We start from the raw sequence: 23,147 nt of genomic DNA, 5'->3' as shown, positions 1-23,147 counted from the left end.
ATATCCAGTATATTTGGGTCTATGTGGGGTTTTTAGTTAATTCTTAGGTATGGAAAGCAAAAAGCCCTCTTTAAGAGGGCTTAAAAAGACAGGGTTTCAATGTTGAAAGTTCGAAAAATTATTTTGCTTGGTAAGCTTTTACACCATTCAAAATTTCTTCACGAGCGGCTTCAATATCTCCCCAACCATCAACTTTTACCCATTTACCTGGTTCAAGATCTTTATAGTGGCTAAAGAAATGTTCAACTTGCTCTTTTAAAAGAGGAATATCTTCTACTTTCTCTATTTTAGAGTAGATTGGCGTTAGTTTATCTACTGGAACGGCAATCACTTTTGCGTCTTCACCACCGTCATCCGTCATTTTAAAAATTCCGATTGGGCGACAACGAATTACAGAGCCAACCATTAATGGATGCGGCGTCACAACTAAAACGTCAACTGGATCACCATCGTCAGATAGGGTGTCATTAATGTAGCCGTAGTTAGCTGGGTAAGACATGGTTGCACCTTGTAAACGGTCAACCCATACAAGGTCAGTATCTTTATCTACTTCGTATTTAATTGGTGCTGCAAAAGCAGGAATTTCAATAATAACGTTTACGTCATTAGGAACGTCTTTACCGGCAGGAACTGCTGAATATCCCATGTTTTATTTCCTTTTGTCTTTACCACGAAGACACGAAGACACGAATAAAGAAAGGCGTGAATCGGTCAGTGGTGCTTTATATAGAGTGAATTTTATCGTTTTTATAACGCAAAACACCCGCATTAATTTTCCGTTTAGACAACAAAAACTTCGTGTCTTCGTGGTTAACTTTTGCGGGTGTTTGAGGCTTAATAAGCTAAATAAGCTTATTTATTGTGGTAAGCCACAACTTTAGCCACTTCATTTTTAGAACCAAGTACAACTGGTACACGGTCATGAATACCTTCAGGTTGAACATCCATAATGTCCATACGACCTGTTGAAGATGCACCACCAGCTTGTTCAACAATCATAGACATTGGGTTACCTTCGTACATTAGACGAAGTTTACCAGCTTTTGACGGATCGCGGCTGTCGTATGGGTACATGAAGATACCACCACGGATAAGAATACGGTGAACTTCTGCAACCATAGAAGCAACCCAACGCATGTTGTAACGCTTACCTAAAGGACCTTCTTCACCCTGTAAACAGTCATCAATATACTGCTTCATTTCAGGTTCCCAGAAACGCTGGTTAGACATGTTGATAGCAAATTCAGCAGTATCTTCAGGGATTTCTAATGCTTCTTTAGTTAGAACGAATTCACCAATGTTTGTATCTAAAGTGAATAAGTTAACACCTTTGCCTGTTGTCATTACTAACAAAGAAGATGGTCCGTAAAGAACATAACCAGCAGCTACTTGCTTACGACCATTCTGTAAGAATACTTCTTGGTTGTCACCTGGAGTATTATCTTGAGCTTCTAAAACTGAAAAGATAGTACCAACAGAAAGGTTAACGTCGATGTTTGAAGAACCGTCTAATGGGTCAAAAGTAACAAGGTATTTACCATCTGCGTTAGCAGCGATGGTGTAGTCTTCTTCTTCAGAACCAACACCACGAACATATGGGTTAGCAACTAAGATGTCTTTAAGAAGATCGTTAGAGATAACATCTAACATCTTTTGTGTTTCACCTTGTACGTTTTCGTCTTCAGTTGCTCCTAAAATACCAGCTAACTCACCTTGACCTAGTTTGTATGCGATGTCTTTACATGCAACCATTACGTCTTTGATAACAAGCTCTAATTCAGCATTTACACCATCAGCAGCTAGTACTTGATCTAATCTTTTCATCGAGGGTCTCTCTGTTTTAAATTGAAATAGTAAACTTTAAGAATTTTAACATGCACAAGTCATATTTATCAATTGAATATCAAAATTCATCTATTATGGTAGGGGTTTTATTGAAGTCTCTAGTCATTTTTCTAAAGCGTTGTGAGCTGACATCCTCTTAAGATTAGAGATGGTTAGTGTTGTACAATATGAGCATTCATGGCACTTTTATGTTTAAAGCTGGTTTATCCAAAATTACATTTAAAAAGCAGTGTCAAACAAATTTAAAATTTAAATTAATAAAATTACCAGGCCTGGTAATTTTATAAAAAGTGTTAAAGAAAGAGTTAAAGATGAAGTTTATTGTTAAGTTATTTCCAGAAATCATGATTAAGGGTGGCCCTGTTAAAAAACGCATGATTAATATGCTTACGGATAATTTGAGAACGCTTCTGTACAGAGTGGATAAAGAAATTGAAATTAAACGTTTCTTTGACAAGATAGAAGTTCAGGTTGTTGAACAGCATGTAGATGCTGTGCGAAGAATTTTAAAACAAACACCAGGTGTTGAGCAGTTTTTGGAAGTCATTCAATATGAAACAGGAGAGGATTTAGAAGCCATTGCTGAGATCGTTGCTAAGCATAAAATAGCTTTGATTGACGGTAAAACTTTTGTGGTCCGAGCAAAACGCAGTGGCGAACATCAAATAACTTCTTTTGAAATTGAGCGTTATGTTGGTTCTTATCTTTTTAATAAGGGGAATCCAAAGGGTGTTGATTTACGCAATCCAGAAGTTAAGGTTGAATTTGAGCTCAATCAAAATATTTTGAGTGTGATTACTAAAAGACAATCTGGCTTGGCTGGCTTTCCAATAGGTACACAAGGAGATGTTTTATCTCTAATGTCTGGTGGTTTTGACTCTACGGTAGCAAGCTTTTTAACCATGAAGCGTGGAATTAAAACCCATTTTGTCTTTTTTAATTTAGGTGGGGCAGCTCATGAAGTTGGGGTTAAGCAAGTTGCACTCTATTTATGGAGTCAATTTGGAGCTTCTCATCGTGTTCAATTTATTTCTGTGCCATTTGAAGAGGTAATAGAAGAAATCTTTAGATCAACTCACGAGAGTTATATGGGGGTAACTCTAAAAAGATTGATGATTATGGCTTCAGAAAAAGTAGCGGATGCAATGGGGATTGATGCACTTGTTACTGGAGAAAGCGTGGCTCAGGTAAGTAGTCAAACTTTACGTAATCTAGCGGTTATTGATGAGGTTTCTAATAAATTGATTTTAAGACCTCTTGCGACAATGAATAAGCCTGAAATTATTGACATAGCAGATAAAATTGGCACTCGTGAGTTTGCTGAAAATATGCCAGAGTATTGTGGCGTAATCTCTAAAAATCCAGTGACGAATGCTTCTTTTTCTAGGATGGAAAGAGAGGCTGGCAGGTTTAACTATGATGTTTTGGAAACGGCTGTAGAAAGATCCGTTAGTATTGCGGTTGATAAGATTATTGAGGATGTGAATGCTGCTGCACCTGTTGAGGTTGTTAATTCACCTGATGATGCGATAGTGATTGATATTAGGCGTCAAACAGAAGCAAGTCATTCGCCACTGTCCATTGAAAATACCAATATTCCATTTAACGAATTAAATCGAACTTTTAAAAACTTAGATCAGTCTAAAGAGTATGTTTTGTATTGTGATAAAGGGGTAATGAGCCAGTTACATGCACAGTATTTAAGAGATGCCGGCTTTGAAAATGTTAAGGTTTATCGTCCTTTGGTAAGTTAAGAAGGTTTTGAATTCCTCTTTATTTCTTTAGATTAACGAGTTGTATTATTAATTGCCCGAAGGTTCTTGAGGCAGGTCATTGTCAGTCTGAGAATCTTGATGTTCTTCAAGCGTCTCTTCTTTGAATTGATGTTTTTGAATCGCCAATTCTTTAGCCAGTTTTAAGGCTATCTTGGTTTTTTGAATTTTGGTTACATAGTTAACCGTTTCTTGACCAATCTCTTGTCTTGCAAGTACTTCAACATTGTAATGCCATTTATAAGGGTTTAAGCCTTTGGCTTTTGTCATGCGTTGTAGTTTACGAATACGACCAGGCCCAGCGTTATAGGCAGCTAAAGTGAAGTTGATACGGTCTTCTTTAGAATATTCAGGTTTACTAAAGTAATAGTCTCTAATAAATGCTAGGTATTTAACACCAGCCAGAATGTTATTTTCTAGATTATTAATATTGGGCACATTGACGATTTTTGATCGAGCTGTAGACGGTTTTATTTGCATAATGCCTATCGCATTGGCACGGCTTCTTAAATCTTGTTTAAAGCCTGATTCCTGAAAAGCTTGTGATGCAATTAGATACCAATCAAAATCAAAAAATACGGCATATTTTTCAAAATAATATTGCAAGCAGGGCGTTTCATCTAAAGCATTTAAAGAGAGTGGTTGCTTAACCCAATAAGGGTTTTTAAAATATTTTTTATAAAGGCTGTTTCCTAAAAATTTACCAGGCCTGGCATATTTGGTAATAAAGTCGTTAAGTGTCTGTTTAAGTTCAGGAAGGTTTTGGTTTATAGCCCAGGCGATATTCCCACCATAGTGAAAGGCAAAATCTTTTTGTAATCGAATGTTAGGAAAAACGTTTTGATATATTTCAGCGATATGATCATCAACAACGGTGTAATCAAATATTCCGGCATTAACCATTTCAAGAATATCTTCTGCCTCTAAAAGAGGGTCTGCGGTCACTATTTCAATAGCTGGTAATCCAAGTCGTCCAAGCTCTTGGTTTAATCGTTGTATATGTATGATGTAACTACTATTGCCAACTACAACAATTTGTTTACCTGAAAGTTCTTGAAGTGTTTTTGGAGCGGGGTTGTTTTTGTTGGATATTAAAATTTCGCTTATGTCTGTAATGTACGGCCTGGTAAAGTCAACATAACTCTCTCTCTCAGGGGTGACCGTCAAACCTGCCGCGACTATATCACCATAGCCTGCTTTTAAGTCGGGTACTAGCTGGTCAAAAGGGTGGGCTAAAAACACAATGTGAGTTCGATAACGCTCTTTACGAGGCCCTCGATTAAGATACTTTTCAAATTCTTTCATTAGGTCATGTTCAAGACCTCTATCTCCACGTAAAGTGTGAAAGAAATTTGTTCTATTGTAACTAACCAAAACCCTTAAGATTCTTCGTTCTCTGATTTTGTCTAGATCGCCAATAAATGGTTGGTTAATGCGTTCAGTAATGCTTTTGGGGTTTGTAATTATACTAGCGTTGCATTTTAAGCTAACAAACAGTGTTAAACCGATAAGGGTTATCAGGAATCGGTTTGTCGTAAATAAACTGAATGTTGACCTTTGCAAAAGTCTGCCCCATTAAGGTTTGTGAATGGTTATTCTAGTTGAGTTGTACTGCGAATAAAACCAAAAAAAATTAGGTATTCTATAAATCACGATATAGGTCAGGTTAAACCTCCTGTTTAAGAAAGAAAAATTGAAAAAAATAAGGCTGTTTAAAACCCAATATTTCAATTAAAAAGGCTAGAATTGGTAGTAGTAATAAATACAAATTAAAAGGAGTGCTTAATGCGAAAAGTTAAATATGCCATTTTAGGTGCAGGAACGTCAGGTTTAACTGCATTAGGGATTATTAGAAAACAGACAGATGATTTTGTCATTATTAATGGTGGCCATCTAGGTACAACCTGTGCACGAGTAGGGTGTATGCCTTCAAAAGCAATGATTCAGTCCGCTAATTTGAATTTTAAAAAACATCTATTAAGCCAATTTGGCCTCGAAGGCGGTGAATCTCTTGAGGTTGATAATGTAAAAGTACTGCAAAGAGTAAGGCTGTTGCGAGACCGATTTACCAGTGGCGTTAAAGCTGGTACAACAGAAACTTTAAAACCTGAGCAATTTATTGAAGGGTATGCAAAGTTTGTTGGTGAAAATCAGTTGGAAGTAAATGGAGAGGTTATAGAAGCCGAAAAAATTATTATTGCTACAGGTTCTCGTCCAGTAGTGCCTGCACCATGGTTAGAGCTTGGTGAAAAGTTATTAACCAGTGATGAAATTTTTGAATTAACCGACTTACCAAAGCGCATCGCCGTCATTGGTTTAGGTATTATTGGCTTAGAGCTTGGGCAAGCATTGTCTCGTTTAGGTGTTGAGGTAATTGGTTTTGAAATGCAACATACTGTTGGTGGTTTATCTTCACCTGTGGTGATTGAAAAAGCCACTGAAATGTTCTCTAAAGAATTTCCAGTTTATCTTGGTGCAGCGGCTAGATTAGAGAATGCAGAAACAGGCGTAAAGGTTAGTGTTGAAAAAGAGAGTTTTGAGGTAGATGTGGTATTAGCTGCTCTTGGAAGAAGACCAAATATCGATGGAATTCAACTTGAAAAAGCCGGAGTTAAATTGGATGAAAGAGGGATGCCCTCATTTAACGTAAACACTATGCAGATTGAAGATAAACCCATCTTTATTGCGGGCGATGTAAACGTCTTTAGACCTATTTTGCATGAAGCTGGGCATGAGGGAAAAATTGCTAGTCTTAATGCAATGGATTTTCCAAGTGTTACCGCTTACAAACGAAAAACACCATTAGGTATTGCGTTTACAGACCCAGATATTGGTTTTTTTGGTCAAAGTTATCGTGACTTAGATTTGCAAAAAGTAGAAGTGGTGAACTTTAACCTAGAAAAAAATAATGGCAGAGCGATTGTTATGGCTGAAGACCATGGGGTGATTTCATTGTATGGAGATAAGGAGACCAAGCAGTTAATTGGTGGTGAAATATTTATGCCTCATGCTGAGCATTTTACTCATTTACTAGCCTGGGCTGTTGAGCAAGAAATGACGGTTTTAGAGTTAATAAAAATGCCATTTTATCACCCAGTATTAGAAGAGGCGATTCAATCGGCATTATATCTACTTTACAAAGCCTTATATTCAGAGGGTGAAAGAGTAATTAAAGCAGAGTTAACAGTAATGCAATAAACTTGACTAACTATTTGTTATAATACTGCGAGTTTTTTTAATATAACGCTCTAAATCTAATCACTTTGTGGAGTTTTAAGTCATTAGGTGGAGCGTTTTCAATTTTTAGATGGTATTCGTGAGCAAAGAAAATACATCGGGTCAACAGGATCCACATGCACAGCGTGAAGCTGAGAAGTATGAAAACCCAATTCCTAGTAGAGAGTTTATTTTAGAAGTTTTAGAAGAGGCTCAAAAGCCTTTAAGACTTTTTCAAGTTGCTAAAGCAGTAGATGTTGATGAAGATGATGAAGAGCGTTTTGAAGCTCTTTCACGCCGTATGAAAGCAATGGTGCGTGATGGTCAACTAATTCGTAACCGTCGTGGTGCTTTTGGTCTTTTAAAGAAAATGGACTTAATCAAAGGTCGTGTTTTGGGCCACCCAGATGGTTACGGATTTTTAGTGCCTGAAGAAGGTGGTAAAGACCTATTCCTTTCTGAGAAAGAGATGCATAAAGTATTGCATGGCGATATCGTGATTGCATCGGTGATTGGTGAAGATCGTCGTGGTCGTCAAGAAGGTGCGATTATTGAAATTACCGAACATAACACTAAACAAGTGTTGGGTCGTTTAAATTTTGAAGATGGTTTATCTTGGGTTCGTCCAAACAATAATCGCATTACTCAAGATATCTTCATTCCTAATGACGGGTTACTTGAAGCTAAAGAAGAGCAGATTGTTTTAGTTGAAATTATCCACCAGCCATCTGTACGTTCTGGGCCAATCGGTAAAATTGTAGAAGTTGTTGGCGATTACATGGCGGCAGGAATGGAAATTGATTCTGCTATTCACGCTTATGGTATCCCTAATGAGTGGTCTGAAGAGCTTGAAGCTGAACTAGCAAATATTCCTGATGAAGTAACCGAAACGGATCTTGAAGATCGTAAAGATTTACGTGCTCTTCAGTTAGTGACTATTGATGGTGCTGATACTAAAGATTTTGATGATGCTGTTTTTGCAAAACGTCGTAAAAACGGTTGGCGTTTAGTGGTTGCGATTGCTGATGTTTCACATTATGTTAAGCCAGGTACAGAGCTTGATAAAGAAGCTTTTAAACGTGGTAATTCAGTTTACTTCCCGCAACGAGTTGTACCAATGTTGCCGTCTAAGTTATCTGATGGGTTGTGTTCGTTAAATCCTAAAGTTGACCGATTGTGTATGGTTGCAGATTTATCACTTACCGAAGATGGCAAGCTAGAACGTAGTCAGTTTTATCAAGCAGTGATGAATTCAAAAGCACGTTTAACGTACACGCAAGTGAACGATATCTTAACGAATGAAGACAGTGAATACCGTGAAGAGTTTAAAGAGCAAGTTCCTTTACTGCATGATCTGCATGATCTATATAAAGTATTAAAAGTTGCTCGTGCTGAACGTGGTGCTTTAGAGTTTGAAACTACTGAAACACGTATGGTATTTGATGAAGAACGTAAGATTCAAGAAATCGTTCCTGTCACTCGTAATGATGCTCATAAATTAATTGAAGAGTGTATGTTAATGGCTAACGTTGCAACTGCACGTTACCTAAAGTGGCATAAAATGCCAATACTTTATCGTGTTCACGAAAAACCAATGGAAGAACGTCTTAAAAACTTAAGAACTTTCTTATCAGACTTTGGTTTAACGTTGGAAGGTGGTGATGAGCCTACTGCACATGATTATGCTGCAGTTTCAGCTAAAGTTGCTGGTGAACCTCACGAACATTTAGTGCAAACCGTTCTTTTAAGAAGTATGAGTCAAGCCGTTTATCAACCAGAAAACAAAGGGCACTTTGGGTTGAATTACGAACATTACGCTCACTTTACTTCTCCTATACGTCGTTACCCAGACTTATTGATTCACCGTGCAATTCGTCACGTGTGGAGCAAAGAAGGGGTTGAGAAATTTGATTACACTGAAAACCAAATGGCTGATTTAGGGCAGCACTGTTCTGATACAGAAAGACGTGCAGATGAAGCAACTCGTGATGCCGTGACTTTCTTGAAGTGTGAATTCTTATCTCATCGTATTGGCGGTGAATATGAAGCAGTGGTTTCTGCGGCGACTAACTTTGGTTTGTTTGTTGAACTGCAACCTTTATATGTTGAAGGTTTGGTTCATATTACAGAGCTAGGTGAAGACTATTTCCATTACGATAATGCTCGTCATTGTTTGAAAGGTGAGCGTACAGGGAAAACATATCGTTTAGGTGATCGTATTAAAGTACAAGTGGCTCAGGTGAATTTAGATGATCGTAAAGTTGATTTACGTTTTATTGAAAGCCTCACGGAACATGTTGAACCAGAAATGACTGATGCTAATGGTGATGACTCTGCTGAATCACAAGGTGAAGAAGAGAAAAAACCAGGTCGTAAAAAACGTTTCTACCGTAAAAAGAAACGCTCTGGTTCAAAGCCAAAGGCTGACTAATGAAGCAAGAAGTCATTTATGGTTTACATGCGATTGAAAAGTTTATTAAACAATCACCGCAATCTGTATATAACCTGAGTTTTTTGAAAGGACGATTAAATAATCGCCAACAAGCTTTATATGACCAAGCTAAAAGAGTTGGTTTAAATATAGAGCTTGTGAGTAAATCTGCTTTTAATAAGATTGATGGAAATCATCAAGGTGTTATGGCAACCGTTGCCAAGCAAGCTGATTTAGTAGAATCTGATCTAAAAAAACTGATTGAAGAAACCTCTAATCCACTTTTTGTTTTTCTAGATGAAGTGCAAGACCCTCATAATCTAGGTGCTATTTTACGAACAGCAGATGCGGTAGGAGTTAATGCGGTCATTATTCCTAAGCATAATTCTGTTGGAATGAACCCAGCAGTTCGTAAGGTGGCTTCTGGTGCCGCTGATAATGTTAAATTGATTGTTGTGTCTAACTTAGTTAGAACCATGAAAGAGATGCAGCAAGAAGGTATGTGGATGATTGGTTTGGCTGGAGAAACTGAGCAAACAATCTACGACCATGATTTAACCGGTTCAATTGGTATAGTAATGGGAACGGAAGGCAGTGGTTTACGTCGTTTAACCCGTGAAGCCTGTGACCATTTGGCGGCTATTCCAATGGTAGGTGTTGTTGAAAGTTTAAATGTTTCTGTTGCAACAGGTGTAACCGTTTATGAAGCGTTTAGACAAAGAGCTATAAAAGCAAAATCCTAATAGCAAATTAATTACATATTTTTATTTTATTAGTATTTAAAAAGCCAATTTACCCTATGCTCACACGTCATAGATGGCCATAGGACATGCCAGGCCTGGTAAATTGGCTTTTTGCTTTTGTAGGATATGTTTTAAACAATATGTTGTTTAAGCCAGGAAAATATCACCGTTTTCATCTAACTTGATAGCAATTGATGTCAGAGACTCGTCCCAACACGGTCCCTCAATACATAAACCATCCTCAATATTAAAATAGGCATCATGTACTGAGCATTTCATGGTTTTCTCAAAAGGATTTACATCAATTTTGTAAGCTTCATTTAAAGGTACATCTTGATGTGGGCAATTATTCAAAAAGCAACGCACACCATCTTCATATTTAATTAATACCAATGATCGGCCAGAAGCATCGTTCACAATAGTTGTTTTAGCATTGCTTAATTGTTTAATGTTGGCTAAAGCTTTATTCGCCTCATTTGCCTTCAATAAATTATCTAAGCCTGGTTGCAGGCATTTTTTGGCAGCAAGTTTACTGGCATAACTAACGGCATCAGCAAGTGGTTGTTTTTCTGTTAAAGCGTGAATTAAGCCAGCATTGAATGTATCTCCAGCGCCTAAAGTATCAATTACAGGATTAACTTGCTCGGCTTCAACATGTTCAATAGAGCCTCCAGGCGCTTTCAACCAAACGCCATCTTCTCCCCAAGTACAAACAAGATTAGCATTTGGTAGGTCAAGGCTTTCTAGTAGTTCTTTACCATTTGCAAATCCTTTCGCTTTAGCATAATGATGTGAAAATATGATTAGGTTAACGCTGTTAAATAAGGTTTCGATACCTTCTCTAGGTTTTTCAACTTCAAGAGAAATTGGCTGATAGGTTAAAAACGTTTTAGCAATATTAACCATGCCTGGTAGTTGAGCCATATTACGGCCTTCAAAATGTAACCAGTCATATTCCTCTATTTCTATTTTGGCAAAAAAGTCAAAGCTGATTTCAGGCAGATCACGAAAATGAACAATGGTTCTATGACCGTTTTCTGCATTTAACGTCACAAAAGAGGTTGGCGTTCTACCTTTTATAAATTTTTGAACATGCTCAGTAGAAATGTTACGTTCTGCAAGGCCTGACAAAAGTTGTTTAGATTCACTATCTGCTGCAATGGTAGTGCAAATGTCGGTTTGGTGACCTAGCTGATTAAGCACGTATAAAGAATTGTTAACATTGCCACCAGTAGAGATTTGTTTATTGCTTGCTCGTAACTCTTCATCTTCTTGGGGGTGGTGGTCAACGGTTAAGATGATATCTAAAACTGAATTTCCGATGCCTAAAATTTTTGACATGTCATGCTTTCCAAATTTTTTTAATGAATGTAGTGATTTAAAGGTTTTGTTTAAGAATCTTCAAAGCACCATAGAAAATTGCAAAGAATTTTAACATAGGTATACAAACTGTGTAGATCTTGTGATTTTTGTATAAAGGTGAATAAAATTAAAAAAAGCTTGACAATGCTTTATGTTGATTTAGTTTTCGATAGTTAAAACTAGTTTTATGTTTATGTTGTAACACCTTGTAAATAAAGAGGTATAGGGTGTCCTTATGGAGTTATTTTATAGACTGTTATAATTTGTTTTCTTTTCCACAAAACCTGTGGATAACTTTGTGTGTAAAGTTAATAAAAATGCCTTAAGTGCTTTAAATTAGCCAAAAAACATTAAACTGCTTAAAAAATAAGCAGAATGATTTTTTGATTAAAAAATCCCAAATATTAAATAACTTTATGTGTTCATAAGCACAAAAAGAAGAAAAAATATTCGCTAAAAGATGACAAAAAGATTAAAAACGATACAATCAAAAAAATAGAACAATAAAAATAATATAAAACCAAAAAAACCAATCAAATGATAATTCATTAGGGCTACTATGAATCAAGTCAAATCAGCGTTTAACGCAAGTTGTTTAAATTGCGGGCTACAAAAAATATGCTTTCCTACAGGATTACAAAAATCAGATGTTGATCGTCTTGATGATATTGTTGAGAGAAAGTCCCCTTTAAAAAAGAACCAGCTTCTCTATGAAGCTGGGCAGAAATTTCACTCTATTTATGCCATTCGTGCAGGAGTTCTTAAATTATATTCATACTCTGATTCAGGCGAAGAAATTGTTCATGGTTTTTATTTACCCGGCGATGTCGTTGGGTTTGATGGCCTTGTTGATCAGCATTATTTATACAATGCGGTTGCTTTGGATAGTACAAGTGTGTGCAATCTACCCTATGAAGAATTAAGTGATTTATCGATGAAGATACCAAATCTTAATCATCAAATTATGACCGTTATGAGTAAAAAAATGCAAGATGGGCGTTTACATTCTGAGTTATTAATCAAGAGGAATGCAGATCAGCGTGTAGCACAATTTATTTGGAATATGGCAGAACGCTACAGAAGCAGAGGGTATGCTTATGATGAATTTCGATTAAGCATTTTGCATCGAGACGTTGCATTGTACTTAGGACTAACGCCTGAAACAGTGTCTCGAATATTAGCTAAGCTGAATACAGAACGTATTGTTAGCTGGAAGAAAAAAGAAGTAATTATTTATAATGAAGCGGCATTAAAAAGCTTGGCTGGTATTAGTAGTTGCGATGTTTGTAAAGAAGTTGGTTAAATCTTTATAAATTAAAATGAATACTTAGTATTTATATGGTTTTTTATTGATTTCAATCAATTTGATTCAAGCTCAGTTATGGTCTAATAAAATTATGAAAACGTTGTAATTGGATTTACGTTTTTCATAATGTAGCCCGCTTACCCGGCCTTTCGGTCGGGGTCTTTTTAGCCTTTGCTGAAAACGTTATCTAACACTCCTTATTAATATTCCTTTCAATTTTCTTTCAGAAAAAGTATTTATTTTTAATTAATAGTTTGATTTGTTAAATTTTTACTTTTTTAATGGTCTTTTGCCATTAAGTTCGGTATATTAATACTATCCATTTACTTATAAATTTAGGAATAAAACGATGTCTTTAAAAAGTATTTCACAGTTATTTTTAGTTGGTTTTTTAGGATTTGCCTTAGTTGGTTGTAGTTCTACACCAAAAAATGATTCAGATGACAGTAAAGAGGTTGCTGTTGCTCAAGTTGATACAGATATTGAAGCTGCTAAACGTGCAGCAGCTGAACAGGCTGCTGCTGATTTGGCTGCTAAAAAAGCTGAGTTGCAAGCGATGATTAACGGCAAAGTAATTCATTTTGATTTTGATCGATCTGAAATTCGTCCTTCAGATTATGAGTTAATTAAAGCTAATGCTGATTATCTTAATCTTGAGCAAGACGCATCTGTAACAATCAAAGGTTACTGTGATGAACGTGGTACTCGTGAATATAACCTAGCGTTAGGTGAGCGTCGTGCACAAGCGGTACAAAACGCTTTAGTTGCAGAAGGTGTTAGTCCAAGCCGTATTAATGTTATTAGTTTCGGTGAAGACAACCCAGTTGATGAGGGACATAACGAGGCTGCATGGGCTAAAAACCGTAGAGCTGAGTTTTCTTATTAATTGAAAATTTAGTTTAGTAGCTAACTGTTTTTTTAAAGCCTTCCTGTCATAATGACAGGGAGGCTTTTTTGTTTAAAATTACCGAGTTTACCTATGAAAAATGATACCCCACTAGTTCACTATTTATCTGATTACCAAGCACCTAAACTTGAGATTCAATCAAGTTATTTAACTTTTGATTTACAGCCGACAGCAACGGTTGTAACGAATTCTATGAAAATAATTAATTCATCAAAGCAGACGCAACTGAGTTTGGATGGTGAGCAGTTAAAACTAGTATCGGTTTTCATTAACAGTGAAGAAATTACACAAAAATGCCAGCAAACAACTGAGAGCCTTATTGTTTGTTTACCAGGCCTGGAAGAATTTGAATTAACGATTACAACGGAATCGCCCCACAAAATAATACGGCTTTAGAAGGTTTGTATCGTACAAGTGGTAATTATTGCACTCAGTGTGAGGCGGAAGGTTTTAGAAAAATCACCTACTTTATGGATAGGCCTGATGTTTTAACTTTATTCACGACTAAGATCATTGCAGACAAATCTGAAAATTCCGTATTACTATCTAACGGAAATCTGATTGATTCTGGAGACCTCCCAAATAATAAGCACTACGCTGTTTGGCAGGATCCATTTAAAAAGCCTTGTTATCTATTTGCTCTGGTTGCAGGTAATCTTGAATATATTCAAGATACATACCGTACATTAGATGATCGTGATGTGGATCTTAGAATTTATGTTGAACCAAAAAACATAGATAAATGCGAACATGCTATGAAGTCACTTATCAAATCAATGAAATGGGATGAAGAACGTTTTGGTCTTATTTATGATTTAGATATTTATATGATTGTTGCAGTTGATGATTTTAATATGGGGGCGATGGAGAACAAAGGGTTAAATGTCTTTAACTCTAAGTTTGTACTAGCAAAACCTGAAACAGCTACTGATGTTGATTATGAAGGTATTGAAGCAGTAATTGGTCATGAGTATTTTCATAACTGGACAGGCAACAGAGTAACCTGCCGCGATTGGTTTCAATTAACTCTTAAAGAGGGTTTAACGGTCTTTAGAGATCAAGAGTTTACTGCGGATATGCTCTCTCCAGCCGTAAAACGAATTGAAGATGTAAAGCGTTTAAGAAGTAATCAATTTCCAGAAGATGCTGGCCCGATGTCCCATCCCATTCAGCCTCAGTCGTATATTGAAATGAATAACTTTTATACGATGACAGTTTATGAAAAGGGTGCCGAAGTAGTAAGGCTTTACCATTCTTTGCTGGGTGAGCAAGGTTTTAGAAAAGGAATGGATTTGTATTTTAAAAGACATGACGGTCAAGCTGTGACGGTGAATGATTTTAGAAATGCAATGGCAGATGCTAATGATGTCGATTTATCTCAAATGCATCAATGGTATATACAAAATGGAACGCCTGTTCTTTCAGTAGTCACTTCATATAATCAACGAGCTCAAAGTCTAACCATTGAATTTACCCAAACGATTCCTGCTTTAGAAAATAACTTCACGCCACTTTTATTGCCGGTAAAACTTGCTCTATTCTCAAAACAAGGTCAGTCATTGGCTTTAGAGGTTTCTGAATCGTGTCAAGATTTTGTTAAGATAACGGATTATGAAGCATTAGTTTCTTTAACTAAAAATACACAAATCGTTAAGTTTGAAAACGTAACGGTTGAACCTGTTGTCTCTATGTTACGAGGTTTTACATCACCAGTCATTCTCGATTATCAGCAGAGTGATGAGGATTTAGCAGGCCTGGTACAATTTGATACCGATAGTTTTGTGCAATGGGAATCTATGCAGTCTTTGGCCTTAAGAGAGATTGGTCGTAATATTGTCGCTTATGAGAATGAACAAGATTTGCATCTGTCTAAGAACTTTATAGCAGCGTTTGGCGGTGTTTTAAATAATCATTCTTTAGATAATGCATTAAGAGCACTTGCTTTGACATTACCAGATTTCACTTATATCGGTGAGCAATATAAACAGATTAATGTTGATGCAATTTATCACGTCCACCGCTGGATAAAAACGGCATTGGCAAATCATTATGAATCGGTCTTTACAGATCTGTATAGAGAATTAAGTGATTCTTCAGAGGTGTATCGATATCAAAAAGATGATATTGCTAATCGAAAATTAAAAAATATTTGCTTAAACTATCTAATGAGTGCAGATAATCATATCGATAAAGCCGTAAATCAGTTTAATAACGCACATAATATGACTGATACCTTAGCGGCATTAGAAACCTTGTCACATACTGATAGCCCGCAAAGACAAGTCTGTTTAGAGAGCTTTTACTCTAAATGGAAAGAGGATTCTTTAGTGCTTGATAAATGGTTCACACTTCAAGCCTCTTCTCATCATATTCATGCCTTAGAACATGTTAAGGCACTGGTAGAGCTTAAAGATTTTAGTTATACCAATCCAAATAGAGTGAGAAGTGTTTTAGGAGTATTTGGTCGTTTAAACATGCTGGGCTTTCATCGTATAGACGGTGAAGGGTATACCTTTTTATCACAGCAAGTGATTAAACTGGATGCCATTAATCCACAAGTTGCGGCTAGAATTGTGGCACCATTCACTCACTGGCAAAGGTATGACACTCAACGCCAAGAGATGATGAAACAGGCCTTAAATAGCATCTTAAAAACAGATAACTTATCTAAAGATGTTTATGAGATTGTGTCTAAATCCCTTAATATTACCTAAGCCATGGGTTAATAGATGGCTAATACGGCATCAATAAAATAAGGTTTTTGTAATGCGAATTTGGCTTGTAATGTTTAGTTGGCTAGTGATTTTTTTGCCTATGGCAACCTTTGCCTATGCAAGTGAGTGGGATGAACTGCTAAAAGGGTCAAAACAATCAGGTGCTTATGCGGGTAATGAAAATAGGCAAAATCAATCTAGTTCTCGATTACAACAGGTTAAGCGGTTAGATCAAGAAATCATGATCCTTCGTGCTGAAATGTCTCAAAAGCACGGTGATGCAAAGCAGGTAAAGCAGTATTTAAATCAGCTTGATAAGCAATATATTCTGCCTGGTTTTCAAGCGCGAATAGAAAGATTAAGAAAATATGTTGAGTCTATTCCTAAGAAAAGCTCATCATTTTTTTCGTTTTTTTCATCGGGCAAATCGATTGATTTTCCAATGCATGACAAAAATGCGGTAGTTGCTATAGTGCTTCCTGTGACTGGTGTTTATGGCAGTGTGGGAGCAAGTATTCAAAAAGCGTTACAGAAAGGCCTAACAGAGGCCGGTTTTGAAGGCAAATTAATCGCTTTAGATTTAGCTATTTACGATTCAGCTTTTGAAGCCTGGGAGGTTTTAAAATACTATGATCCGAGTTTTATTTTTGGACCATTGCAAAAAGAAAAAATCGCTCAATGGCAAGAACTAAAGACTGGAGTTCAAACACTTTATTTTAATGATGTGACCTCTTTTACGAATTATGAATTTAGTTTGTCTCCAGGAAAACAAGCGGGTTTAGAGCAGGTTTTTCAAATCCTTAATCAAGCAGGTTATGAGCGTGTATTGGTGTTAAAAGAACCAGAACCAACTTCCCAAGAGCTTGAGGAAGCATTTTTACAGGCCTGGTCTAATTATCCACATGCAGAGAGCTATATTTCTAAAGATATAGAGAAAACAGTTGGTCAGGCAATTGATGATGGTTTAAATATTAATCAGTCTGAGGCTCGTAAAGCTTGGTTACAAAAAGTATTGCATACCCACTTAGAGTTTTCGCCAAGAGCTCGTAAAGATATAGATGCGGTTATTTCTTTTGTACCTCAAAACCTTGCTATCCAAGTTGCACCTTATTTGAATTTTATTGGAAACTCTAAACCCATTACTCATATTTGGTATCCGAGTAAGAACCCGTCAGCTAACTACTTGCTTAACCATCTTGATGCATGGCAAGAAACATTTGCTGTTTTACCTCTCTCTTTGTCAACTGAAATGACAAACAATAAATCAAAATCACAATCATTTTCTAATAATGGCCTATTTTATGCTTTAGGACGTGTGGCGATTGAAATTGTCAAATCAAGCAATCTTTCATCTGATGTAGATACCTTGATTGAGACGGCTAACGGAACTTATATTCGTGATGCTAATGGACAATTTCACTTATTGCCAGATGTTTACTGGGCAGATGATGGTGTCTTCGAAAAGTTTGTTAATTTTTCTGAATGAATTAAACAAACTATCTATCTATTACTCTAATTTGCCCATAAAGTTTGTGCCTTGGGTGGTAACAACTTGTTATTACTCTAAGTATGCTTAAGGAAGGATTAGTGGCAACTACTGACGAAACATTTGATCCTAATGATCTTGAAAGTATTGATGCTTTATTAGACGAGGCAGAGCTGGAAGCTGTGTCAGAAGTTGCTGATGAAGAGGTTGTGCCAGATGATCAGCTTGATGATTTTGACATTTCTGATAATGCCGAAGATATAAAGGCAACTGAAGAAGATTTGCTTGATTCCATCGATGATTTAGTTGCAACCGATGATGGCGAACCTGAAGTGATTGGTGTTTCTGAGCCTGTTTTACAGTCTAAAGAAGTTAGAGAGCCAGCCGTAAAATCAGTAGAAGCTGAAAAAAGTACAGATTCTAAAATTGATAATACTAAGGATCGTTCTATAAACGACGAGATTCTCGCAAAACGAGACTCAGCATCAGAAGCAAAAAATTCCAAGAAAATGGCGGCAGATATGGATTCTATAAAAAAACTTATCATTATCTTTGGTTCTATTCTTAGTGTATTAGCAGTTGTTGGAATAGGTATCGGTGTTTGGAGTGCTTTATCAGCTTCCTCTGCAGGTATAGATGAGGAAACACAAACCTTAATTGAATCGATTAAGGTCTCAAGCGAACATAATGGGCAGTCTGTTAAGTCTGCTGAAAAAAGTGTTAAGTCGATAGAGAAAAAGCTGGATGCTTTAGCATTTCAATTTGAACAACTTTCTGCTGATATCGGTCAAGTGGGTGGCGGCGTTGGTAAGGCGGCACAAAATGAAGTACTTGATCCTCTCGGTTTAGGAAATCAAAACAAGCCTGGTAGTCACGCTAGTAATGCGCATATGGCAAATCAAGGAGCACATGGCACTACACCAATGGTTAATCCAGCTGCAGTAACTGCTGTAACGCATACTGAGGCGATAAAAAATACAGTATCACAAGATCCTGCATTGCTGAGTAAAGTGAGTTCGGTAAATAAGAAGTTAATTACTGCTCAAAGACGTATTGATGAAGTGAATCGCCGAGTGAAAAAAATTCAGGCACAGTACGATTCTTTAATACATAGTGTTAAAACGGTAGAGAAACAGGTCTTATTAGAGCAAGCTGAAAAAATGGCCAAAGAAGAAAAGGCCAAAGAAGCCGCCAATAAACAAAGATACCAATACAGTGCTCCTGATGGAGGTATGTATGACCAGTCGGTTACGGATTCTTATCCATAAATTTAGGTGTTCTTTATGAAGCTAGGACTAAGCGTTTGTGTATTAACTATGTTTTTAACAGGTTGCAGTGATAGTTCCTTATTAACCAACATTAAAAGTAAAACGGTTAAATTTGGTCAAACAGTGGGTCTGGTTGAAGTAAGGACAATGAAAAAACCTGATTATTATTCAACTAAGCAATTGAATAGAAATTATCAGTTTGCAAAAGAATACGATTTAAATGATTTAGATTGCTCTGCAAAACTAAATCAATGTAACTAAATAGCTAAATAGATTAAGTATAAACATTAAATTTTTGAGTAAATATTTGAGTAAAAGTGGAGTATAAACCATGAAAAAACGTTCATTTTTAATAGCAGGGTTAGCCAGTGTAGCTGTTCTGTCCGGTTGTAATGAGATTAAGTCTGATTCACCTTCTGCAGCACCAGTCCAAGCTCAGCAGGCAGCTCCGGTTCAAGTTGTTCCACAGCACCAACCTGAGAAAAAGGCTGAATTATTAAAGATTACAGGTATTGGTTATGGGGCAGAAAGTACCTACGCTGCTTACACTCCTGGGCAAAGACGTTTAATGGCAATTCGAGCTTCTAAATTGGATGCTTATAGAGCGCTTGCTGAACAGTTATATGGTATTAAAATTGACAGTAATACATCTGTCTCTACCTTAACGGCAAAAAATGATAGCTTTAGAGCTCGTGTTAATGCTGTGGTAAGAGGAGCTAGAGTGGTAAGTGTTACTCCAATGGCTGATCAAAACTATGAAACTGTATTAGAGGTTTATGTAGATAAAAAATTCTTTGAAGAGGCTTTTATTTACTCGAGCTCAAAGACGCAAGCTGTAGAGCCTGAAGCCGCTTATAAAATAAGTTCTTACTAAGATTGCCTTATAGCTATATATCCAAAAAATATTTGATATTTAGTTAATGGGTAAGGGACATTAAGGTGTGATGACATGAAGATTAAAAAAGTCTTAGTAGGTTTGTTATTATCTTTGTTTATGTGGCAAAGTGTCGCTGATGCGGCAAGTATTAGTACGCGAGTTCGTATACTAGAAAGTAAGGTGGCAAAGCAGAATAAGGTTATTAAAGACTCTGCTGAATCACAAAAAGACAATGCTTTAAAAGTAGATAGAGGATTGGCTAAGATTCAAGCTTTAGAAAAAAAGCTTTCTGGGTTGTTAAAAGATCAAAACTCACCTAAAAAGGCAGAAAGACGTGATAAGCGTTATGCTTATCCATAATTTAATAACGTTAGTAAGTTAATACCCACAAGCCAATATTTAGATTACTCAAATTACTCAAAATTTATAAAATGCCTCTTAGTTAAAATGAATTTTTTCAATTCAACTAAGGGGCTTTTTTGTGTCTGAATTAAAACTGGGTCGTTAATTAACTTATAAGAGGATTGCTTATAATGAAAAGCGTTTATTTGTTTTTTTCTTCTTTATTGCGTTTTTTCTGAGCAAACTCAATTTCTTTAGCTTGAACAAAATAGACAAGTTTTCTTCGATCATCTTCTGAAAGAGAGGTATATTCTAAGGCAATTGTAGAGCCTGTTGAAGATCCATCTGCTAATGGTGTGATTTTTATAATATTGCAACGCACGAGGATTGGAGATTCATTTGGTAGAGGTTTAATCAGTAAATCAACCTTATCACTCATCTGAACATCTTCTTCTACATCAATAGCAACACCGCTTCCACTTAAATTCACTAATCTTTGCGGAATTGCTCTAGAGAGCTGTTTCTCATCTACCGTTTGTAGTAAGAAATTGATTTTACTATTCATTGCGGTTAACGCAGTGGCTAGAAGAGAACTTTTTTGATTAATATGTGAGATGACTTCATTGATTTGTTCATCTAACTGAGTCAAGTTTTCCATAAAGTAATCTTCAATGTACTTAGCATCTGGAGAAGTGGGCAGTAAAGTATTTTCAGCCTCTTCCTGTGACAAAATACGGTAGCTGCATGGCATGATGACATCAATTCGGTAATAAGAACGTTGGTCTTTACGCATAGTGGTCTCTCTAAATCATATCAAAAGGCTGAGCATATTATTTATGGCTCAATAATGGATTGCGTTAGTTTATTACAAAATAACTCTTAACACTAAAGTCTCTTTAATCATAAAAAATTATTTAGATTCTATTTTAAAGAATAAGTGTTTAATAAAGCTTGAATAAGCATTAAATACGCCAGGGTTTATCTTTAGGGGATTTCTTTTGAAAGGAATTAAAGAAAAAGGTAATGCGGTTTTTATGAAATTCTCAAAAAGAATTTTTTGTTATTAAGCTTTACCTAGAGAGCCCTGAGAACTGCTGCTATTGGTTTTTTCGCCACTTGAACCATAGAGCTTTAAATCTTGCGGCTTTCCTGAGATTAAATCCAAAGCATGCTTGTTGATATTGCTAAGCATTTGAATTGACATGCCGTTGGCAAGGTTTTTATCATGACAGTCTTTAATTTTAACCATTAAGTCTCTAATGTTTGCTTGCGTGTTGGCACTAAGCATCTGAAAACTGTTGTGATCAATTAATGTGGTTAGAGTTAAGTTCAAAGGTTCAAGTTGTTTTTCAATGCGATTAGTTGCATTGCTCAACTGATCAGCTAAGGCATTTTTATTTTGAGCATTTTCAATAAGTTTTTCAGGTAGGTTTTTTTTAATACAGTTTGATTCTGTATCAAGTACATCAGAAAACTGATTCAATAAACGAACTAATTCCTCAATCTGTGAGGGAAATTGATTAGAATTTAATTCGTTTAGTTGATCAGTCATTGTGATGAATTAAGCCTTTGCGAACAGTGCTTCAGTTTGAATCAGTTTTTCAGCGATTTTTTGAGTGTCAACCTGGTATGAACCATCTTGCACAGCTGCTTTGATAGCGGCTACTTTTGCTGAGTTATCTATGTTTACGTCTTTAGATTGAGTCTCTAAATCCATTACTTGAGACAAAACATCGGTTAGCGTGACTTTATCAGTGTTTGCAGTTGAAGAAAGTTGTTTATTGCCTTCTTCCATGCCTTTTAGCTGCGGTTTAACCGAGTCATTAGCTCTATTGGCCGCGACGCTTGTCGTTAAATTTTTAATGTCCATTTCTCTAGCCTCACCTAGTATTTACTGTCATTTTAACAGTATTGTGTATTGTTTCTAATATTTGTAACGGCAGATATTAGAAAGCTTTAGAAAAAAATACTTATTTTTCTAAAAAAGTTTATGGAATCAATACTGCGTTAGGAGCAATAACTATGCCTTTAATGATTTTTTCAGATGCATTGTTTTTAACACGAACTTGTTCATCAGCCACCGCATCATCTAAAGCGGTACCTTTGGTTTTTACCTCAATGCCACCAATACGAGTAATAATATTGACTTGTTTATTTTTAAATACCCAATAAGGTGGTTGCAAGTCTCTTATTTTAATCACGGCATTAGGAGCAATGGCTTTTTTGGTTCTCATGCCAATAACTTTATTGGGGTCAATCATTCCGCCAGAAGGTATATGTTTGTAATTTAATAAAACTTGACGAACATCTCCAGGTTTTATAACGGCACGTTTAAGAATTCCATGAGTCGAAATAACAACAGGTTTTTTGCCTTCAACGGTAACAGGGACAAAAACTCTCCAATTGGGTTTGTTGCAGAAAACGCTAATGGTCATTCGTCCAGCCACATTTTCTAGATTTTTATCAACCAACCGTAATGGTATTAGACATTTTGGAAGTTTTAAATCTGGAGTAAGTTTTCTCAACTGAATTGTTGGGTCAAATATTTTTTGGTCAATTTTTTGCTTAACATGCTTTAAGACCAATTCATGTATTTCCTCAAGCGACTGATAGACTTGTGTTTCAGGCTCTGTTGGAGAAGGATGTTGGTTTATTGATTGGTTTGCTTGAGCATTTATATACATAAATGCCAAATTAAGCATGAGCCAAAACATAATAAATGGTTTAATTTTTTTCATGTGCTCAGTCTAACATGACTGGAGTTGGCTTTTAAAGTGACATGAAAGCAACCTAAGTGGCTTGTTTTTTTTCAAGTCAACCGAATAGTAAGTAAAGTAATACGTAAAACATTTTGAGTTATACAATAGATGCTTTAAGA

21 protein-coding genes are annotated in these 23,147 nt (G+C 36.2%); 13 read left to right on the top strand and 8 right to left on the bottom strand.

Features of this window, described 5'->3' with window-relative positions:
- Nucleotides 1–118: 118 nt before the first annotated feature.
- Together ppa and ACORJQ_RS10650 are read right to left on the bottom strand one after the other, a co-directional pair.
- Nucleotides 119–646, bottom strand: coding sequence for an inorganic diphosphatase (gene ppa, locus ACORJQ_RS10655; protein ID WP_321324381.1), 528 nt, complete (start codon nucleotides 644–646; stop codon nucleotides 119–121).
- 206 nt (nucleotides 647–852) lie between these two features.
- Nucleotides 853–1,824 carry a class 1 fructose-bisphosphatase gene (locus tag ACORJQ_RS10650; RefSeq protein ID WP_321324379.1) on the bottom strand — a complete coding sequence of 324 codons (972 nt, stop codon included), beginning with the start codon at nucleotides 1,822–1,824 and terminating at the stop codon, nucleotides 853–855.
- Nucleotides 1,825–2,156: 332 nt separating this feature from the next.
- Between ACORJQ_RS10650 and thiI the strand changes: the two genes are divergently transcribed.
- The gene (gene thiI, locus ACORJQ_RS10645; protein WP_321324377.1) at nucleotides 2,157–3,599 is read left to right on the top strand and encodes a tRNA uracil 4-sulfurtransferase ThiI; all 1,443 of its coding nucleotides are present in this window, start codon (nucleotides 2,157–2,159) and stop codon (nucleotides 3,597–3,599) included.
- Nucleotides 3,600–3,647: 48 nt separating this feature from the next.
- On the opposite strand, the gene ACORJQ_RS10640 is transcribed toward thiI, so the two are convergent.
- On the bottom strand, nucleotides 3,648–4,922 hold the full coding sequence (locus tag ACORJQ_RS10640) for an MltF family protein (RefSeq protein WP_321324376.1): 1,275 nt from the start codon (nucleotides 4,920–4,922) through the stop codon (nucleotides 3,648–3,650).
- 480 nt (nucleotides 4,923–5,402) lie between these two features.
- Here ACORJQ_RS10640 and ACORJQ_RS10635 point away from each other — a divergent pair, with 480 nt between their 5' ends.
- The 3 genes from ACORJQ_RS10635 to rlmB all read left to right on the top strand — a co-directional run bounded on the left by ACORJQ_RS10635 (nucleotide 5,403) and on the right by rlmB (nucleotide 10,007).
- The gene (locus ACORJQ_RS10635) at nucleotides 5,403–6,815 is read left to right on the top strand and encodes a dihydrolipoyl dehydrogenase (protein WP_321324374.1); all 1,413 of its coding nucleotides are present in this window, start codon (nucleotides 5,403–5,405) and stop codon (nucleotides 6,813–6,815) included.
- Between the two features lie 118 nt (nucleotides 6,816–6,933).
- Nucleotides 6,934–9,264, top strand: coding sequence for a ribonuclease R (rnr, locus tag ACORJQ_RS10630; RefSeq protein WP_321324372.1), 2,331 nt, complete (start codon nucleotides 6,934–6,936; stop codon nucleotides 9,262–9,264).
- Nucleotides 9,264–10,007 carry a 23S rRNA (guanosine(2251)-2'-O)-methyltransferase RlmB gene (rlmB, locus tag ACORJQ_RS10625; RefSeq protein ID WP_321324370.1) on the top strand — a complete coding sequence of 248 codons (744 nt, stop codon included), beginning with the start codon at nucleotides 9,264–9,266 and terminating at the stop codon, nucleotides 10,005–10,007. Before rnr ends, rlmB begins: the two co-directional genes overlap by 1 nt.
- Before the next feature lie 147 nt (nucleotides 10,008–10,154).
- Here rlmB and ACORJQ_RS10620 read toward each other — a convergent pair whose 3' ends face one another.
- Complete coding sequence (locus ACORJQ_RS10620) at nucleotides 10,155–11,348, bottom strand: PfkB family carbohydrate kinase (RefSeq protein WP_321324369.1); 1,194 nt, start codon at nucleotides 11,346–11,348, stop codon at nucleotides 10,155–10,157.
- A gap of 580 nt (nucleotides 11,349–11,928) precedes the next feature.
- On the opposite strand from ACORJQ_RS10620, the gene fnr reads away from it, so the two are divergent.
- The 9 genes from fnr (at nucleotide 11,929) to ACORJQ_RS10575 (ending at nucleotide 20,287) form a co-directional block, all read left to right on the top strand.
- Complete coding sequence (gene fnr / locus ACORJQ_RS10615; RefSeq protein WP_321324367.1) at nucleotides 11,929–12,672, top strand: fumarate/nitrate reduction transcriptional regulator Fnr; 744 nt, start codon at nucleotides 11,929–11,931, stop codon at nucleotides 12,670–12,672.
- A gap of 352 nt (nucleotides 12,673–13,024) precedes the next feature.
- Nucleotides 13,025–13,561 carry a peptidoglycan-associated lipoprotein Pal gene (gene pal / locus ACORJQ_RS10610; RefSeq protein WP_321324366.1) on the top strand — a complete coding sequence of 179 codons (537 nt, stop codon included), beginning with the start codon at nucleotides 13,025–13,027 and terminating at the stop codon, nucleotides 13,559–13,561.
- Between the two features lie 93 nt (nucleotides 13,562–13,654).
- A complete protein-coding gene (locus ACORJQ_RS10605; RefSeq protein WP_321324365.1) occupies nucleotides 13,655–13,978 on the top strand; it encodes a hypothetical protein in 324 nt (107 codons plus the stop codon).
- A gap of 5 nt (nucleotides 13,979–13,983) precedes the next feature.
- Nucleotides 13,984–16,296: an aminopeptidase N gene (gene pepN, locus ACORJQ_RS10600; protein WP_321324363.1), complete on the top strand. Its 2,313-nt coding sequence runs from the start codon at nucleotides 13,984–13,986 to the stop codon at nucleotides 16,294–16,296.
- Between the two features lie 52 nt (nucleotides 16,297–16,348).
- Nucleotides 16,349–17,782 carry a penicillin-binding protein activator gene (locus ACORJQ_RS10595; RefSeq protein ID WP_321324362.1) on the top strand — a complete coding sequence of 478 codons (1,434 nt, stop codon included), beginning with the start codon at nucleotides 16,349–16,351 and terminating at the stop codon, nucleotides 17,780–17,782.
- Between the two features lie 101 nt (nucleotides 17,783–17,883).
- Nucleotides 17,884–19,050, top strand: coding sequence for a hypothetical protein (locus ACORJQ_RS10590; protein ID WP_321324361.1), 1,167 nt, complete (start codon nucleotides 17,884–17,886; stop codon nucleotides 19,048–19,050).
- Nucleotides 19,051–19,065: 15 nt separating this feature from the next.
- Entirely contained in the window at nucleotides 19,066–19,311 is a 246-nt protein-coding gene (locus ACORJQ_RS10585; RefSeq protein ID WP_321324359.1) for a hypothetical protein, read from the top strand.
- 70 nt (nucleotides 19,312–19,381) lie between these two features.
- Nucleotides 19,382–19,924, top strand: a complete 543-nt coding sequence (locus ACORJQ_RS10580) for an LPP20 family lipoprotein (RefSeq protein WP_321324357.1) — start codon at nucleotides 19,382–19,384, stop codon at nucleotides 19,922–19,924.
- A 75-nt stretch (nucleotides 19,925–19,999) separates the two neighbouring features.
- On the top strand, nucleotides 20,000–20,287 hold the full coding sequence (locus ACORJQ_RS10575) for a hypothetical protein (protein WP_321324355.1): 288 nt from the start codon (nucleotides 20,000–20,002) through the stop codon (nucleotides 20,285–20,287).
- Nucleotides 20,288–20,471: 184 nt separating this feature from the next.
- Here the strand turns inward: ACORJQ_RS10575 and ACORJQ_RS10570 are convergent, their stop codons facing one another.
- The 4 genes from ACORJQ_RS10570 to flgA all read right to left on the bottom strand — a co-directional run bounded on the left by ACORJQ_RS10570 (nucleotide 20,472) and on the right by flgA (nucleotide 23,007).
- On the bottom strand, nucleotides 20,472–21,062 hold the full coding sequence (locus ACORJQ_RS10570; protein ID WP_321324354.1) for a PilZ domain-containing protein: 591 nt from the start codon (nucleotides 21,060–21,062) through the stop codon (nucleotides 20,472–20,474).
- Nucleotides 21,063–21,332: 270 nt separating this feature from the next.
- Entirely contained in the window at nucleotides 21,333–21,821 is a 489-nt protein-coding gene (locus ACORJQ_RS10565) for a flagellar protein FlgN (protein WP_321324353.1), read from the bottom strand.
- A gap of 9 nt (nucleotides 21,822–21,830) precedes the next feature.
- A complete protein-coding gene (gene flgM / locus ACORJQ_RS10560) occupies nucleotides 21,831–22,139 on the bottom strand; it encodes a flagellar biosynthesis anti-sigma factor FlgM (RefSeq protein WP_321324352.1) in 309 nt (102 codons plus the stop codon).
- A 118-nt stretch (nucleotides 22,140–22,257) separates the two neighbouring features.
- Nucleotides 22,258–23,007, bottom strand: a complete 750-nt coding sequence (gene flgA, locus ACORJQ_RS10555; protein WP_321324351.1) for a flagellar basal body P-ring formation chaperone FlgA — start codon at nucleotides 23,005–23,007, stop codon at nucleotides 22,258–22,260.
- Nucleotides 23,008–23,147 lie beyond the last annotated feature (140 nt).

This window comes from Thiomicrorhabdus sp. (genome assembly GCF_963662555.1).
GTDB lineage: Bacteria > Pseudomonadota > Gammaproteobacteria > Thiomicrospirales > Thiomicrospiraceae > Thiomicrorhabdus.
This window is presented reverse-complemented; position numbering and strand designations above follow the sequence as displayed.